Origin of the sequence: Streptomyces sp. NPDC047081 (assembly GCF_040643775.1) — a bacterium.
Taxonomy (GTDB): Bacteria; Actinomycetota; Actinomycetes; order Streptomycetales; family Streptomycetaceae; genus Streptomyces.
The window spans coordinates 229,108-244,574 of the sequence record NZ_JBEYUY010000002.1 but is presented as its reverse complement, the minus strand read 5'-3'; the positions used below and the strand labels follow the sequence as shown (position 1 = coordinate 244,574).

The window sequence follows — 15,467 nt, the reverse complement described above, 5'->3', positions numbered from 1 at the left end:
ATGGAAGCGGAAGGTTAACGTGAGGGCAACACGCATCCTTGACCACCGCCAGAATGCGAATCTATTCTCATTCGAGATTCACGTCGCAACTCGGCTCTGACGCCGTTCCGCTGTTCTCCCCCGCAGCCACGCAACTCCCCTGAGGCGCCCTCACCGGCCTCCCCTCATGACCCACGCGATCCTCAGGACACCGTCCCCGGAGTCCGCGACATCGAAAGCGAACGCGTATGGCAACGTCAGATCGGCTTGGCATTCCATCGGACCGTCACGAGGCGGCACCCCGGCCCGGGGCCGCCGTCCCGGCCGATGACAGGGTCGTCCGGAAGGCCACCGTCGCAGGCACGGTGGGCTCGTTCGTCGAGTGGTACGACTACGGCATCTACGGCCTTCTCGTCACCTACCTCGCCGTCAACATCATGGGCAACGCCGACAGCGGTGGGCTCTTCCTCACCAACCTCGGTTTCCTGATCAGCTTCCTGGCCCGCCCCTTCGGCAGCGTGATCTGCGGTTATCTCGGGGACAGGCTGGGGCGCAAGCGGCTGTTGGCCACCCTTCTCGTCCTCATCTCCGGCGCCACCGCCGCGCTCGGCCTCATCCCCTCCCGCGCCACCATCGGGATCGCCGCGCCCGCCCTGCTGGTCCTGCTCCGGATACTCCAGGGCTTCTCGGCCGGCGGCGAGGTGGCGGGCGCCATGTCGTTCGTCGGCGAGTACGCGCCGGACCGGCGCCGCAACTTCATGATGAGCTTCATCGCGGTCGGCTCGTTCGTGGCCCTACTGTTCGGCAGCACCCTCTCCGCCGTCCTCATCACCGCGCTCGGCGACGACGCGATGACCTCCTGGGCCTGGCGGGTGCCGTTCCTGGTCGCCGTACCGCTCGGTTACGTCGGTTTCTACATCCGCAGCCGTCTTGAGGAGACCCCGCACTTCACGGCCCTGCGCGAGCAGAAGAGCGTCGCCCGCAACCCGCTCAGGGAGGCACTGACCTCCAAGCGGCACCTGAAGGCGATCGCGCTCACCATCTTCCTGCCCGCCCTCAACGGCCCCGGCTACTACCTGTTGTTCGTCTACATGCCGACGTATCTGAAGACCTCGCTCGGCGACCACAACTTCTCGATGGTGCGGGCGCTCCTGGTCACCGCGTGCAGCCTGGTCGCCATCGTGATCTGCATCCCGCTCATGGCGCGGCTGTCGGACCGCGTCGGCCGCAAGCCCGTGCTCGCGATCTCGGCCGTCGCGATGGCCGTGGTCTCCTACCCGATGTTCCTGCTCATCACCACCGGCCGGTTCGGGCTCGCGTGCCTGGGCACCGTCGCGCTCGCGATCTCGTTCTCCGGCCACGCCGCGGTGGTGCACACCATGCTCGCCGAGATGTTCCCGACCAGCGTGCGCTACTCCGCGTACAGCATCGGGTTCAGCATCTCGACGGTCATCTTCGGCGGCAGCGCCCCGCTCGTGATGACCGACCTCATCGAATCGACGGGGTCCAACCTGATCCCCGCCTTCGCCTCCATGCTCACCGCCGTGATCACCTTGGTCACCGTGGCCTTCCTGCGGGAGACCAAGGGCCGGCCGCTCGAAGCCCACTGAACCGAACCGCACTTCGGGAGAACACACCATGTCATCCGGACACAACTCGGTAGCCGTCGTCGCCGACCTCGGGGAGAGCTTCGGCAACTACACGATCGGCGACGACGGAGCCCTGCTCGGTCTCGTCACCTCGTCGAACATCGCCTGCGGCTTCCACGCCGGCGACCCCCGCATCATGGACCAGACCGTCAAGGACTGTGTGGAGCGCGGCATCGAACTGGGCGCCCACCCGGGCTACCCCGACCTGGTCGGCTTCGGCCGCCGGCTCATCGAGGCGACCGAGGAGGAGATCCGTACCGACGTCCTCTACCAGCTCGGCGCCCTCGACGCCTTCGCCCGGGTGCACGGTGGCACCATCAGCCATGTCGCCCCGCACGGCCGGATGGGCTCGATCGCCCAGACCGACGCCAAGCACGCGCGGGCCATCACGGACGCCGTCGCCGCGTACAACAAGGACTACATCGTCATCTGCCAACGCGGCCTGCTCGCGGAGGAATCCCGCAAGCGCGGCCTGGAGGTCGGCTACGTCTTCCTCGCCGACCGCGGCTACGGCGACGACGGCTGGCCCGTTCCGCGCTCCCACGAGGGCGGACTGATCCACGACCCCGAGCTGATCGGCGAGCGGTCCGCGCAGGTCGTGAAGGAGGGCACCGTGCGCTCGGTCGACGGCAACGTGGTCCCGCTCGGCCATGACGCCGACGTCCTGTTGCTGCACGGCGACCACCCGAACGTCCTCGCCAACGGCACCGCGCTGCGCGCCGCGCTCGACGCCGCGGGCGTCCGGGTGACCGGCCTGCGCGAGGTTCTGGAGGACAAGGCGAAGAACGCGGAGGCGGCGCTGGCCGGCTGAGGGCCGAGCGCACCAGGCGATGACCACTGCACAGTACGGCGCCGTCACCGTCGAGCCCTTCGGGGACTCGGCGGCGATGGTGACCATCCCCCACACCGGTCAGGCCGCCCGCAGGGCGGGGATCGTCGCGTTCCGCGATCGCTTCCTGGCACACCGCCCGCCCGGTGTGCACGACGTCGTCTCCGGCCTCGAATCGCTGCTCATCGAGTTCGATCCGCTGCGGACCTCGTTCGAGCACGTGGAGTACGCGGCCCGGCTGGTGGCTCGGTGGGCCCCCTCGCCCTCGGACGGTCCGGCCGCCGCTCGACAGGTGCGGACGTTCGCCGTCCCCGTCGTCTTCGACGACGACCACGGCCCCGATCTGGCGTCCGTCGCCGAGGAGTTGGGCCTGGCCGCCACGGAAGTCGTCGAGGCGATCGCCGAGTCCACCTTCACGATCTGCCTCCTCGGCGCGGCGATGGCCCCGATGATGGACGGCCTCAAGGTCCCCCGACCGGTGCGCAGGCGGGCCGAACCCCGCACGGACGTCGCACCCGGCGCCGTCATGATCGCCGGAACCAACGCGATCATCCAGCCGTTCCCCGGCCCGACCGGCTGGCGGGTGGTGGGGCGCACCCCCCACACCATCGTCGACATCTCCCGGCCGGACCCGGTCTCCTTCGGCCCCGGCGACGTCATGCGCTTCGTCCCGGTCACCCGCGACGAAGCCGCGGCGCTCGACGCCGGGTTCCTGCTGCCGACGGCGGAGGGGGCCGCATGAGGACCGTGGCACTCGACATCACCGGCACCGGCTGGATCACCACGTTCCAGGACCTCGGCAGGTACGGCACCGAACAGCGCGGCGTGCCCACCGGCGGCGCCGCCGACCAGCACTCGGCGGCCGTGGCCAACCTCCTCGTGGGCAACCCTCGCGGCGCGACCCTCGTCGAGAACCTCGGCGGCGAGCTGGCCCTCGTACCCGACACCGACGTCCTGCTCGCGGTGACCGGCGGGCCCGCCCAGGTCAGCGTCGCGGGCTCGCCGGCCGACAGTTGGACGCCGCTGGTCGTGCCGGCGGGGCAAGAGGTGCGGATCCGCGGGGACATGAGCCGCGGCATGCGCACCTACCTGGCGGTGAACGGCACGCTGAACACCGAACGGCTGCTGGGCAGCGCGGCCCCGGACCCCCGTATGGGCTTCGGGCAGCGCATCGCCCCGGGCTCACGCGTCCTGCTGGAAACGGCGTTCCGGGGATTCCGGCACAGGCCGTTCGAGGCACCGCTGTTCCGGCTCCCCGTCCCCGTCCCGCGTTTCGACGACGGCCCCTGGACCGTCGACGTCGTCGCCACCCACGGCATCCGGTCGATCCCCGGCATCCGAGAACTGATCCAGGAGTCGGCGTACGTGGTCACCCCCCGCTCCGACCACGTCGGACTGCGGCTCGACGGACCTGTGCGCCACCCGGACACCGACACCGAGATCGTGTCGCACGGCGTGCCCATCGGAGCGTTGCAGATCCCGCACGCGGACGAGCTGATCGTCCTCGGCCGCTACCGCAGCCTGACCGCGGGCTATCCCATCGTCGGGGTCGCTGCCAGGGCGTCCCTGTCCCTGCTCGGGCAGGCCGGACCGGGACGGGAACTCCGGTTCCGCTGGGTCGACCGCGAGACCTCACTGCGTCGCCTCGCCCGTCGCGAGAGCGAGGTACGCGCGCTGGCGCACGCGGTGGCCGGGGCCTTCGGCGCCCTCGGATTCGATGCGGCGGCCTTGCCTATGGCGAACTGAGAATATATTCTCAATTGCAGGTGAAGTATCAGATCCTTGATGGAGGAGGCACGGTGACCACGTCGCCCGGCAGGACCGCGCTCATCACGGGAGCCGGCAGCGGGATGGGACGCGAGATCGCTCGGCTGCTCGCCCGCGACGGCGCCGCCGTCGCCCTGTTCGGCCGCAGACAGGACGCCCTCGACGAGGTCGCCGCCGCGATCCGGGCCGAGGGCGGGACCGCGCTCCCCCTCGCCGTCGACATCACCCGCGCCGACGACGTGACGCGCGCCCTGGACCGGGTGCGCGCCGAACTCGGCCCCGTGGACGTGCTCGTCAACAACGCGGGCGGCTCCTCGTCGGTACTCAACCCGCAGTGGCTGCCGCACGACGAGTGGCGCCAGGTCCTGGAGGTCAACCTCACCGCGGTCTTCCAGCTCACCCAGGCCGTCCTGCCCGACATGCTCGACCGCGGCACCGGAACCGTCGTCACCGTCTCCTCGCTCGCCGCCGTCAACCCCAACCTGCTCGGCGGCGCCGCCTACGGCGCGGCCAAGGCCGGCGTCCGCAACTTCATGACCTTCCTGCACAACACCTTCCGCAACCAGGGCCTGCGCGCGATCACCGTGCTGCCCGGCGAGGCGGACACCCCCATCCTCGACAACCGCGCCCGGCCCCCGGCGCCCGAGGAACGTGCCGCCATGCTCCAGCCCCAGGACGTGGCCGAGGCCGTCCGCCTGGCCGTCGCCCTGCCCCAGCGCGTCGTCCTCCAGGAGATCGTCGTCGCCCCCACCCGGCAGCGCGATGTGTCCGCCGACCTTGAGACCAGCCGCTGGGCAGGAGCGCCCGCGGGCGCCGCACCGCAGGCCTGACCACCCCACTGGAAGAAGAGGAGCGCATGCCGCCCACCATCACCACCCAGCCGCCGCTGTACGACACCGCCGACGCCGTCGCCCGGATCGCGGCCGCCTCCCGCCGCACCCAGCAGCCGCAGTCCCGCTCCGACCTCGTCTCGCTCGCGATGGGCGAACCCGGCTTCGACACACCCGAGCGGATCACCGAGGCGGCCCACGCCTCACTGCGCTCCGGACGCACCCACTACTCGCCGCTGCTCGGCGAACCCGCCCTGCGCGAGGCCCTCGCCGCGAAGCTGGCCGGCATCGCCCAGGCACCCGTGTCCGCCGCCGACGTCCTGATCACCCAGGGCGGCACCGCCGGACTCGCCGCGTCGATCCTCGGCATCGTCGACCCCGGCGACAAGGTGGTCGTACCCGACCCCACCTACTCGCTCTACGCCGACCTGGTCGCCATGGCGGGCGGCACCGTGGTCCCCGTACCACTCGCACCGGACCTGCACTGGGACCTCGACCGGCTGGCGGACGCCCTCACGGACGCCAAGCTCTTCGTCTTCTGCAACCCCGTCAACCCGACGGGTATCGTGCACGGCCGTGAGGAACTCGAAGCCCTCGCCGACCTGTTGGACGGTACGGCCACCATCGTCATCTCCGACGAGGCGTACGCCGACCTCGACTACACCGGCCGCCCGTTCACCTCGGCGATCGCCGTCGACGGCCTGCGCGAGCGCACCCTCTACTGCCAGACCTTCTCCAAGAGTTACGCCATGACCGGCTGGCGGGTCGGCTACCTCTGGGGGCCGCCGGAGCTCATCCAGGCGTCCGCGCGCGTCCACAACACCTTCAACGGGTCGGTCAACACGGTCGTCCAGGACGCCGCACTCGTCGCGGTCGAGAGCTGCGCGGAGGACGTCGCGCGCATGCGCGCCGCGTACGAGCAACGCCGAGAGATCATGCGTGCCGAACTGGCCACCATCCCCGGTCTCACCCTCAGCGCACCGGAGGGCGCCTTCTACCAGTTCCCGCGGTACGACCTCGGCCTGCCGTCGGTGGACGTCGTGGCGGCGCTGCGGACGAAGCACGGTGTCGCCGTGCGGCCCGGCAGCGAATTCGGGGCCCAGGGCGAGCATCACCTGCGGCTGTCGTACGCTGCCGCCCCGGAGGCCATCGTCGAGGGCGTCCGCCGGCTGGCCGACGGTCTCGCGGCCCTGCGATGAAGACAGACCCTCGTACCCCAAGGAGCCGCCCCATGCGCAGTGACACCGAGCGCAACCGCAGGCATCTCATCAAGGCGGCGGCACGGCTGTTCGAGAACTCGCCGACCCCGGTCAGCATCGCCGAGATCGCCAAGCACGCCGAGGTGTCCACCGCGACGGCCTACCGCCACTTCTCCTCCGTCGAGGAGATCCTGCACGCCTTCCGCGCCCAAGTGGGCTCCGAACTCAGGGACTTCAGCGCCGAGCAGACCACCCGCGGCCTGGTGAAGCTCGAAGCCGTCTCACGCAAGTGGGTCTCTCTCGTCCTGGAACACGGCGGCGCCATGGCGCAGATGCGCTCGCACCGCGGCTATCTCGAACGACTGCGGGAATCCACCGGCTACCTCGTCCCCCAGGCCGAGGCACTCGCCGAGCCCCTCCGCCAGACCACCGAGGAACTCGGCCTGGGCGACCTCGGCGACGAGGCGCTCTACCTGTGGAACGCGCTGTTCGACCCGCGCGACATCCTCGACCTCATCAAGAGCGGACGCACCGAGGAAGAGGCCGCCACGCGCCTGGTGGCCGCCCTGCGCGGCGCCTTGGTCGGCTGGGCGGCAGCAGACCGGCCGACCTCCGACTGACTCCGACCCACCCGACGGACACCCGACTGCTGCGGGCGCCGCCCCTGTTGTATCGCGGCCGGCCAGGACTCCCAGCGCCTCGTCGGCTCCCCTTGGAAGCACATGTGCGGCGGGCCGTGCCTGCGGGCCCGCTGCTCCTCCTCACCTGGGAGGTGCCGCTTTCGCGCGCATCATCACGCAGTCGAATTCCACCACCCGGCCTGTGGCGGGGTCGCGCGACACCGAGTAGATGCCGGTGATCTCGAACTCGGCGGCCTCGTACCGGGCCACGGCCTCGCTCATGCGTGGGCTGCCCTCGTACAGCCGTAGCAGGGCGACCTCCGACACCAGGCCCACGAAGTCCCAGATCCTGTCCCCGGCGCCGGTGAACACCTCCAGGTCGTAGCCCTGGGTGTCCATCTTGAGGAACGGGCGCGGATCTTCGATGCCCGCGAGGGCCTCGTCCATCACTGCGTCCAGGCGGCGGACGGGGACCTCCTCCGTGCGGGTGTCGGTGAACCGCTCGTAGCGGACGCGGCCGTAATCGCTGGGCGGGCGCAGCGAGTTCATGGTGTCCCAGCCCGTGTGGATGGAGGCGAGCGTGTTCTCGCGGCCCAGGGCGAGCCGGTGCACATGCCACTCGCGGTCGTCGGCGGCCGCCTCGGACAGTTGCCCGAAGGCGGCCGAGGTCGGTTCGAAGGACACGATCCGGCCCGTGTAGCCCAGTCGGCGCAGTTCCCGCCCGAACTGGCCGGTGTTGGCACCGACGTCGAACACGCAGTTCACGCCGTACAGGTCGAGCATCTCGCCGACGTGGTGGTGGCACAGGTACTCGGAGGCCAGCGACTGCAGTCCGCGTCCGCTGTGCTCGGCGTCCTCGTCGTAGACGAGCCGCGCGCCGTTCTCCCCCAGCTGCACGCTCCGCCATCCGCGCTGCCGGGCGACCGGACCGGTGATCAGGTCGAGCAGTTTTCGGCCGGCCGTACGCATTCGATCACCCATCCGTTCGATCACTCGTCGTTCACCCAGCGCATGAGCCGCTGCAGCGGATAGAAGCCGTCGTGCGAGAGGCCCGGGGGCATGCCGCCCGCCAGGCCCAGGGACACCACGCGCTGTACGCCGGCGCAGGCGATGGCGTCGCGCAGGTGCGCCTTGCGGGTGTCGGGGTAGACGCCGACCGTCTGGGTGACGACCCCGGCGTGGGTCACGGCCTCGGAGAGGTCGCCGACCGGGACGACGTTGACGATCTTTCCGTCGGGGTGGAAGTCCACCGGTTCCGGGGAGCGGATGACCAGCCCCCGGCCGTCGTACCCGCCCCACACCCGGTACTCGGGGGCCAGGGAGCGCAGTACGTCGATCTCCTCGCGCAGCGCCGTCGGCACCCTGGGGCCGGCCGCCGAGCTGAACTCCCGGGCGACGCCCAGGCGTTCGCACAGCAGGGCGGCATACCGGTCGACCTCGTCCAACGAGCCCTCGACGAACTGGAAGCGGCTGGCCACGCAGGCCTGCTGGTTGAAGAACGTGGCGTCGGCGGCGCCCGCGTCAGCGGCCTCGGCCAGCGTCCGCGGGGACTCGAAGGCCTCGCGGCCGATGAGCGAGATGGAGGTCTTCGGGTCGAAGGAGACCAGCTCGAATCCGGGGCCGACGTAGCGGAGCGCTCCGCGGATCGTCGCCTCGCCGCCCCAGGCGACCAGCTTGTCGAAGAACTGCGGGCGGAACAGCACGCTCTCCACCGCCGCGTCGCCGCCGCGCCAGTACACGGCGGAGAACGAGCGCACCACGGGGTGGCCGGGCGCCACCGCGGCCATGGTGCGCAGGATCGCGGTCGCGGTGAACAGGTCGTTCGAGGGCAGCTTGAGGAGGTTGACACCCTTGGTGAGGGCGCCGCGTACGACGGACATCGCGGCGACGCCGGGTGCGTTGCCCGCGATGATGTGGACCAGGCGGGGCGGGAACGCGCGCGTGGCCGCGATCCGGTTCCCGGGCAGCCGCACCTCGCGCCAGCCGTCGAGCACCTCCGCTCCGCCGAGCTCGTGGTCGATCTGTGCGTACAGGCCGGGGCGTTGGAAGCTGCGCCACAGTGCGGCGTAGGCGCGTTCGAGCACTTCGGCGGGGAGCGGGCTGACGCGGACCATGCGGTCCAGGGCTTCGGCGAGGAGGCCGTCGCGGTCGGCCTTCAGTGCCTCGCCCGTCTCGACCAGCAGGTCCACGATCTCCGCCGTGGGTACGTGGAAGGCGGGTCCGGGTTCGGTGCGGGGCCACACGAGGCGGTCCAGGTCGAGGGCTGGTGCGGTGAAGGCGGCAGCCGTGCGGCCGTGGTCGATGTGGGCGCCCTCGTCGACCTCGCCGCGGATGATGTGGACGACGGCCACCGGGCCTGCCGCGGTGCTGTCGAGGGTCGTACCGCTCATTCGTGGATCAGCCCCCGCACATAGGAGTCGAGTGTGGCAGCGCAGGTGATCTTGTCGTCGCCGCCGAGGTCGCCGTAGCGCTGGATGTCCGGCAGCACCGCCGGCCCCGGCCTGCCGCAGTCGCACTGCGAGAAGTCGACGAAGACCCGGTCGCCGCTGATCAGCCCGCCCCAGCGGCCTTCCAGTGAGACGTCCAGGAAGGCGAACCTGCCCTCCACGACGCCTTGTTCGGGGTTGAGCAGCGATTCGCCCTCCTGGTCGAGGACCAGGGGGATCACCCAGGGCGGTACGTGGTAGTTGCCCTGTTCGCAGGCGAGGCAGGAGCCCTGGAGCTCCGTCATGCCGTAGCTGCGCACCCTGCGGACTCCGGCGTAGAAGGCGGCGAACTGCTGCTGGTAGTCGTCGGGCAGGGCGCGGCCCTTGTTGCCGCCCCCGCTGAGCACGAGGGTGTCCGGGTGGAGGCTGCCGTCCGGGACGCCGCGGGCGCGCAGTGCCTGGATCAGGGCGAACTGCTGGTTGTTCATCCCTGCGATCAGCAGTGGCTCGGCACGGTGCGCGGCGATGTCGTCGACGATCCGGGTGACGGCCGCGTCCAGCTCCTGCTCGCGGGCCTCGGACGTGGTCTCGAAGGAGCTGATCTCGTGTGGGGTGGCGGTGCCCTCCGCCATCCGGCGGCGCAGCAGGGCGCTGCTCATCAGCTCGGACACCCTCAGCGGGTCCTCGGTCAGCAGGTGTGTCTCTCCGGGGCGCGCGAAGACGTCCGCGTGCCATCGGAAGCCGTCGATGGAGCGCATCGGGCCGCTCGCCGGTGCGAGGAGGTAGCCGCGGCGGGTGGGTTTCGGCGGCAGGGGGTCGGGCCAGCAGGTGAGGTGCTCCAGGATGTCGTGCAGGAAACTCAGGTCGCTCGCCGAGCAGTTGAGGAAGGAGACCTTCCCGGAGGTGCCGCTGGTGATGTACGGGCGGTGGCCGGCGGCCGTGATGCGTTCGGTCCACTCGTCGATGTCGCGTACGCCGTCGACGTCGACGTCTCCCGGTTCGAGGGCCGACACGGTGGTGTACCAGCGCAGCAGCCGGTCCCATCGGCCGGCGGTGATGAGGGAGACGGGGTACGACTTGTAGCTCGTGTGCGAGAAGAGGAGGGGGACGAGGTCGTCGAGGCCCTTGACCTCGCGGACGCCGGTCTCCTCCGCGCGAGTGCGCAGCAGCGGGATGCGCTCGCGGTGGGCGGCGAAGGCCTCGCGTGCGGCTTCGAGCTGCAACTCCCGCATTTCCAGGGCGGGTTGGTCGAAAGTGTCGCCGGACAGGACCAGGGATCGGATCTGCTCGCGTGCGCTTGCCACAACACCCTCCTCAATCAGTTGCATAAGTCGACTTCCGAGCGAGATACGACGACTCGACCGCGTCCAGGTTTCCGCGCAGGTCCTTCGGGGTGCCGGCCATGGCGACGCCGCCGCGGTGCAGCACGTACACGCGGTCGGCGATGTCCAGGACCTTGCGCACGTGCTGTTCCACCAGCAGCGCGCCGAGGCCGCGGTCGGCCGACTCGCGCACCGCGCGCAGCAGGCGGTCGACGACGAGCGGGGCGAGCCCGAGCGACAGTTCGTCCGCGAGGAGCAGCCTGGGGTCGCGGCTCAACGCACGTGCCAGCGACAGCATCTGCTGCTCTCCGCCCGACAGCATGCCCGCGCCGGTCCGCAGCCGTTTCTCCAGCTCGGGGAAGAGTTCGAGGGCCTGCTCGGTCGCCACTCGGCCGACCCGTAGGTTGTCCGCGGTGTCGAGGCGGGTGAAGACCGCCCGCTCGCCGACGTACGCCAGGCCCTGGCGGGCGCGGCGGTGCAGTGGTGTGCTGGTGGCGTCACCCAGCCAGCGCACCTCACCGGCCATCGGGGCCAGCTCGCCCGACAGCGCCCGGAGCGTGGTGGTCTTGCCGGCTCCGTTGGGCCCGAGGAGGGCGACGACCTCGCCGGGGCGGACCTCCAGGTCCAGGTCCCGTACGACGGGTTGGTTGCCGTATCCGGCGGACAGCGCGCGGGCTTCGACCAGGGGCTCGGTGTCGTGCACGGACGTCCTCCTTCGGTCAGCCGGCCGGTGTGGCCGTCAGTACCTTGCGGACGTCGACGAAGGTCGCTCCGGACTTCGCCCACTCGATCTTTCCGTCCCGGATGGTCAGTTCGGTGGCGGTGGTGTTGTGGATGCGGTCCAGGCCCTTGATCGGCAGGGCGGTCGACGCCTTCCAGGTGAGCGGCGGAGTGAGGCCGCCCGTGCTGATGCCTGCCGTGGTGTTCAGCTCCTGCACCAGGGCCTTCGCCGAGATCGACGGCAGCTTCCCGACGGCCTCGGTGAAGACCTTGAACGCCACCCAGGTCGTCTCGTTGGCGCCGTTGGAGGTGTCGATGTCCTTGTTGCCGGAGGCGGCCTCGGTGAAGTCCTTCCAGGCCTTGTCGGAGACCGGCGGGTAGTAGCCGGTGATCACGGCGCCCTCCAGCGGGCTGCCGCTTCCGCCGGTGCTCGCCGCCAGTTCCGGGGTGAGGTTGCCGACGACGCTGCCGAGCTTCGTCTTCGCGCCCGACTGCACGTACGACTTCACGAACAGGTCCGAGTGCGTGCCCAGGATGACGCTCACGCAGTCGCTGCCCTTGGTGGCGGCGGCGACCTGCGGGGCGAGGTCGGTGGCGGTGACCGGTACCTTGAGGTCCTTGGGTGCCGCCCCTCCCGCCGAGGTCACACCGAGCGTGAGGAACTGCGAGACGATAGCGGCGGCCGCGAGGTCGTACCGTACTCCGGAGATCTTCTTGCAGCCCGATTCCACCAGTTGCCTGCCGTGCTCCGCGAACACCGCCGGCGTACCACCGTTGACCGGGAACGACAGCGGGTTGGAGAACTCCGCCGCCGAGACGCCGGTCCCGCCGATGTACGGGATGCCGGCCTTCTGCAGGACGGGCATGTAGCGATCACCCGCGAGGCTGTACGAGCCCACCACCGCGACGACCTTCTCGGCCACCGCCTGCTGGGCGCACTTCTCGGCCTCGTCGGGGTCGTTCTTCTCGTTGCAGGTGAGCACCTTCAGCGGGCCGCCCTTGATCCCGCCGTTGGCGTTGATCCACTTCTCGTAGGCCTGGGCGGTGAGTCTGACCCCGGGCTGGGCGCTGCCCTGGGTGTCCTCCGGCGCCCAGACCATCACCTTGACCGGCGCGCCCTTCAGGGAGGAGGTCTCGCTCGTACTGCCCGAGTCCGATCCCCCGCAGCCGGCGACGAGCAGGGTTCCGGTCACCGCGAGACAGCTCGCTGCGGCACTTCTGCGTCGGCGTGAGTCGTTCATGGTCCCTCCGCGGGGCTCGTCGTCGAGTTGGCGAACAGCATGGGGTGCAATTTGGGGTTAGTGAAGTACTCTCGGCACAATTATTTAAATAATTACGCTGCCTGGCTTGCCCATGGGAGGCCCCCCGATGGACGACATCCTGCGTTTCGCCCTGCTCGGCCTGGGGCTCGGCGCGCTCTACGCGCTCACCGCGCACGGCATCGTGCTGGTCTACCGGGGCTCCGGCGTCCTGAACCTGGCGCACGGCGCGATCGGGATGGCCGGCGCGTACGTGCAGTGGGAGCTCGCCGCCGACCAGGGCGTGCCGTACTGGCCGGCCGTCGCGTGCGGGGTGCTCACCTCCGCGGTGCTGGGCCTACTCACCCATCTGCTGGTGATCCGGCCCCTGCGCAGGGCATCGTCACTGGCCCGGCTTGTCGGCACGCTGGCGGTGTTCATCGTGCTCACCGCGGTGGCCGTCAAACGCTACGGCGACAGCCTGCAGTTGGTGCCGGGCAGGCTGCCCACCACGCTGCTGACGATCGCCGGGGCCACGGTCTCCGAGGACCGCGTCTGGCTGCTCGGCATCGCGGTCGCCGTCACCGCGCTCCTGCATCTCCTCTACAAGCACACCCTGTTCGGCCTGGGCACCACCGCGGTCGCGGAGAACGAGCACGCCGCCGCCTCGCTCGGCTGGTCCCCGGACCTGATCGCGGCCGGCAACTGGGCGCTGGGCTCGGCGCTCGCGGGCCTGACGGGGATCCTGATCGTGCCGGTCATCGGCCTGTCGGTGACCGGTCTGACCACCCTGCTGCTGAGCGCGCTGGCCGCCGCCCTGGTCGGCAGGTTCTCGTCGTTCCCCGTGACTCTGGCGGGCGGCCTGGTCATCGGCGTGGTGCAGTCCGAACTGACCCGCTTCGGCACCGGCGTCACGGGGCTCGCCTCGTCGGTGCCCTTCCTCTTCATCGCGCTCGTGCTGGTCGCGCGCGGCCGGGCGCTGCCGCTGCGCGGTACCTTCCTGGACCGATTGCCGCAGCTCGGCACGGGACGGGTACGCCCCGTGCCACTGGCTCTCGCCGTCGCCGTCGGGCTGCTGCTGGTGAGCCTGTCCACGCCGCTGTGGGCCGACGCGATCACCAGCACCCTGGTGCTCTGCCTGATCATCCTGTCGATCATCGTGGTCACCGGCTATGCGGGTCAGGTCTCGCTCGCGGCCTACGCGCTCGCCGGCACCGGGGCGTTCATCGCCGGGCACGCGGCGGCCGACTGGGGCTGGCCGTTCGAACTCGCCCTGCTGGCAGGCGTGTTGGGCACAGTTCCGATCGGCCTGCTGTTCGCCCTCCCGGCGGTTCGTACCCGCGGAGTCAACCTCGCGATCATCACGCTCGGCCTCGGCACCACGCTGGAGGCGATGGTCTTCCAGAACACCGATCTCTCCACGACCCCGGGTAGCGACGGCATCGCCGTGGGCAGGCAGACCCTCTTCGGGATCAGCATCTCCGGAGTCGACCATCCGCAGCGGTACGCCGCCGTGGTGCTCGTGCTGTTCGTCGCCGCGACGCTCGTGGTCGCCAACGTGCGGCGCAGCCGAACCGGCCGTCGTCTGATCGCCGTACGGGCGAACGAACGGGCCGCCGCCGCCCTCGGCATCGACGTCCGCGCGGCCAAGCTCTATGCCTTCGGCCTGTCCGCGGCCGTCGCCGCGCTCGCCGGAGTCCTCACCGGCTTCCGCTCGACCTCGGTGGTCTTCTCGGACTTCGCCAGTTTCGACTCGATCACCGCGCTCGGTCTCGCCGTCATCGGCGGCGTCGGCTTCCTCGTGGGCCCGCTGTTCGGCGCCACGTTCGCCGCCGGCACGGTCGGCGCGCGTTTCGGGGACTGGGTGCTGCCCGGGCTGAGCGAATGGATGCCGCTGATCGGCGGGATCATCCTGGTGCTGACGCTGGTGGGCAACCAGGACGGCATCGGCAAGGAGGCCGGACGGCAGGCGGCGGGTGTCGGGCGCAGGCTGTTCCCGAAGCGCAGCGTCGTCGCGCCGCGAGAGGGGGAGCAAGCCGTCATGCCGGACGTCCCCCGCGCCACACCACTCCCCCTCCATGTCCGGGACCTGACCGTGCGCTACGGCGGTGTCGTCGCCGTCGACGGGCTGTCGCTGATCGTCGAGCCGGGCCGGGTCGTGGGTCTCATCGGCCCCAACGGTGCCGGCAAGACCTCCGCCATCGACGCCGTCACCGGCTTCACCCGGGCCGCGTCCGGGAGTGTGCGCCTCGGCGAGCGGGACGTCACCCGCGTGCCGGTGCACCGGCGGGCCGCGGCCGGGCTGAGCCGGTCCTTCCAGTCGCTGGAGCTGTTCGAGGACATGACGGTGCTGGACAACCTGTACGCGGCCTGCGACCGGCCCGGACGGTGGGCGTACCTCACCGATCTAGTCCGTCCCGGCAGCCGCCCGCTGCCCGCCCAAGTGCTGGTCGCAGTAAGGGAGTTCGGCCTGCAGGACAGCCTGGACCGACCGGTGGGAGACCTGTCGTACGGGGAGCGGCGGCTGCTGGCCATCGCCCGGGCGGTGGCGGCCTCGCCGTCCGTGCTGCTGCTGGACGAACCGGCCGCGGGGCTGTCCGACGAGGAGACACGTGAACTGGCCCGTCTGGTACGGCGTCTGGCCGAGGAGTGGGGCATGGGCGTGCTGCTCGTCGAGCACGACGTCGACATGGTCATGAGCGTCTGCGACCAGGTCGTGGTGCTGGACTTCGGACGCCGGATCTGCGCGGGTACGCCGGAACAGGTGCGGCGCGATCCCGCGGTGCGGGCGGCCTATCTGGGCGACCTGGAGCCGGAGGCACTGACCTGACACGACCGTGGGCCGGAGGCGCTCGGCAGCGCCTCCGGCCCACGCCGGGTGGTCCCTT

General features: G+C 70.7%; 13 protein-coding genes. 8 read left to right on the top strand and 5 right to left on the bottom strand.

What is annotated here, in order from left to right; translation table 11 throughout:
- The first annotated feature begins 227 nt into the window (after positions 1-227).
- The 7 genes from ABZ848_RS04285 to ABZ848_RS04255 are packed head-to-tail and all read left to right on the top strand — an operon-like array spanning position 228 to position 6,873.
- Complete coding sequence (locus tag ABZ848_RS04285) at positions 228-1,589, top strand: MFS transporter (protein ID WP_360825005.1); 1,362 nt, start codon at positions 228-230, stop codon at positions 1,587-1,589.
- A gap of 28 nt (positions 1,590-1,617) precedes the next feature.
- Positions 1,618-2,439, top strand: a complete 822-nt coding sequence (locus ABZ848_RS04280; RefSeq protein WP_360825002.1) for a 5-oxoprolinase subunit PxpA — start codon at positions 1,618-1,620, stop codon at positions 2,437-2,439.
- Positions 2,440-2,458: 19 nt separating this feature from the next.
- A complete protein-coding gene (locus ABZ848_RS04275) occupies positions 2,459-3,199 on the top strand; it encodes a carboxyltransferase domain-containing protein (protein ID WP_360824999.1) in 741 nt (246 codons plus the stop codon).
- Positions 3,196-4,203 carry an allophanate hydrolase gene (locus tag ABZ848_RS04270; RefSeq protein WP_360824996.1) on the top strand — a complete coding sequence of 336 codons (1,008 nt, stop codon included), beginning with the start codon at positions 3,196-3,198 and terminating at the stop codon, positions 4,201-4,203. Before ABZ848_RS04275 ends, ABZ848_RS04270 begins: the two co-directional genes overlap by 4 nt.
- 53 nt (positions 4,204-4,256) lie before the next feature.
- Positions 4,257-5,054 carry an SDR family oxidoreductase gene (locus ABZ848_RS04265; RefSeq protein WP_360824993.1) on the top strand — a complete coding sequence of 266 codons (798 nt, stop codon included), beginning with the start codon at positions 4,257-4,259 and terminating at the stop codon, positions 5,052-5,054.
- A 26-nt stretch (positions 5,055-5,080) separates the two neighbouring features.
- The gene (locus ABZ848_RS04260) at positions 5,081-6,253 is read left to right on the top strand and encodes an aminotransferase class I/II-fold pyridoxal phosphate-dependent enzyme (RefSeq protein ID WP_360824990.1); all 1,173 of its coding nucleotides are present in this window, start codon (positions 5,081-5,083) and stop codon (positions 6,251-6,253) included.
- A 32-nt stretch (positions 6,254-6,285) separates the two neighbouring features.
- Positions 6,286-6,873: a helix-turn-helix domain-containing protein gene (locus ABZ848_RS04255; RefSeq protein ID WP_360824987.1), complete on the top strand. Its 588-nt coding sequence runs from the start codon at positions 6,286-6,288 to the stop codon at positions 6,871-6,873.
- A 141-nt stretch (positions 6,874-7,014) separates the two neighbouring features.
- Here the strand turns inward: ABZ848_RS04255 and ABZ848_RS04250 are convergent, their stop codons facing one another.
- From ABZ848_RS04250 to ABZ848_RS04230, 5 genes are read right to left on the bottom strand one after another with little or no spacing between them, the layout of a single operon-like run.
- Positions 7,015-7,854 (bottom strand): FkbM family methyltransferase, encoded by an 840-nt coding sequence (locus ABZ848_RS04250; protein ID WP_360824984.1) that lies wholly within the window; start codon positions 7,852-7,854, stop codon positions 7,015-7,017.
- 8 nt (positions 7,855-7,862) lie between these two features.
- Positions 7,863-9,263, bottom strand: coding sequence for an acyl-CoA reductase (locus tag ABZ848_RS04245; RefSeq protein WP_360824981.1), 1,401 nt, complete (start codon positions 9,261-9,263; stop codon positions 7,863-7,865).
- Positions 9,260-10,603, bottom strand: a complete 1,344-nt coding sequence (locus ABZ848_RS04240; RefSeq protein ID WP_360824978.1) for a hypothetical protein — start codon at positions 10,601-10,603, stop codon at positions 9,260-9,262. Before ABZ848_RS04240 ends, ABZ848_RS04245 begins: the two co-directional genes overlap by 4 nt.
- A 10-nt stretch (positions 10,604-10,613) precedes the next feature.
- Positions 10,614-11,324 (bottom strand): ABC transporter ATP-binding protein, encoded by a 711-nt coding sequence (locus ABZ848_RS04235; RefSeq protein ID WP_360824975.1) that lies wholly within the window; start codon positions 11,322-11,324, stop codon positions 10,614-10,616.
- Between the two features lie 16 nt (positions 11,325-11,340).
- The gene (locus ABZ848_RS04230; protein ID WP_360824972.1) at positions 11,341-12,582 is read right to left on the bottom strand and encodes an ABC transporter substrate-binding protein; all 1,242 of its coding nucleotides are present in this window, start codon (positions 12,580-12,582) and stop codon (positions 11,341-11,343) included.
- A gap of 127 nt (positions 12,583-12,709) precedes the next feature.
- Between ABZ848_RS04230 and ABZ848_RS04225 the strand changes: the two genes are divergently transcribed.
- Entirely contained in the window at positions 12,710-15,409 is a 2,700-nt protein-coding gene (locus ABZ848_RS04225; protein WP_360824969.1) for a branched-chain amino acid ABC transporter permease/ATP-binding protein, read from the top strand.
- The last annotated feature ends 58 nt before the right edge of the window (positions 15,410-15,467 follow it).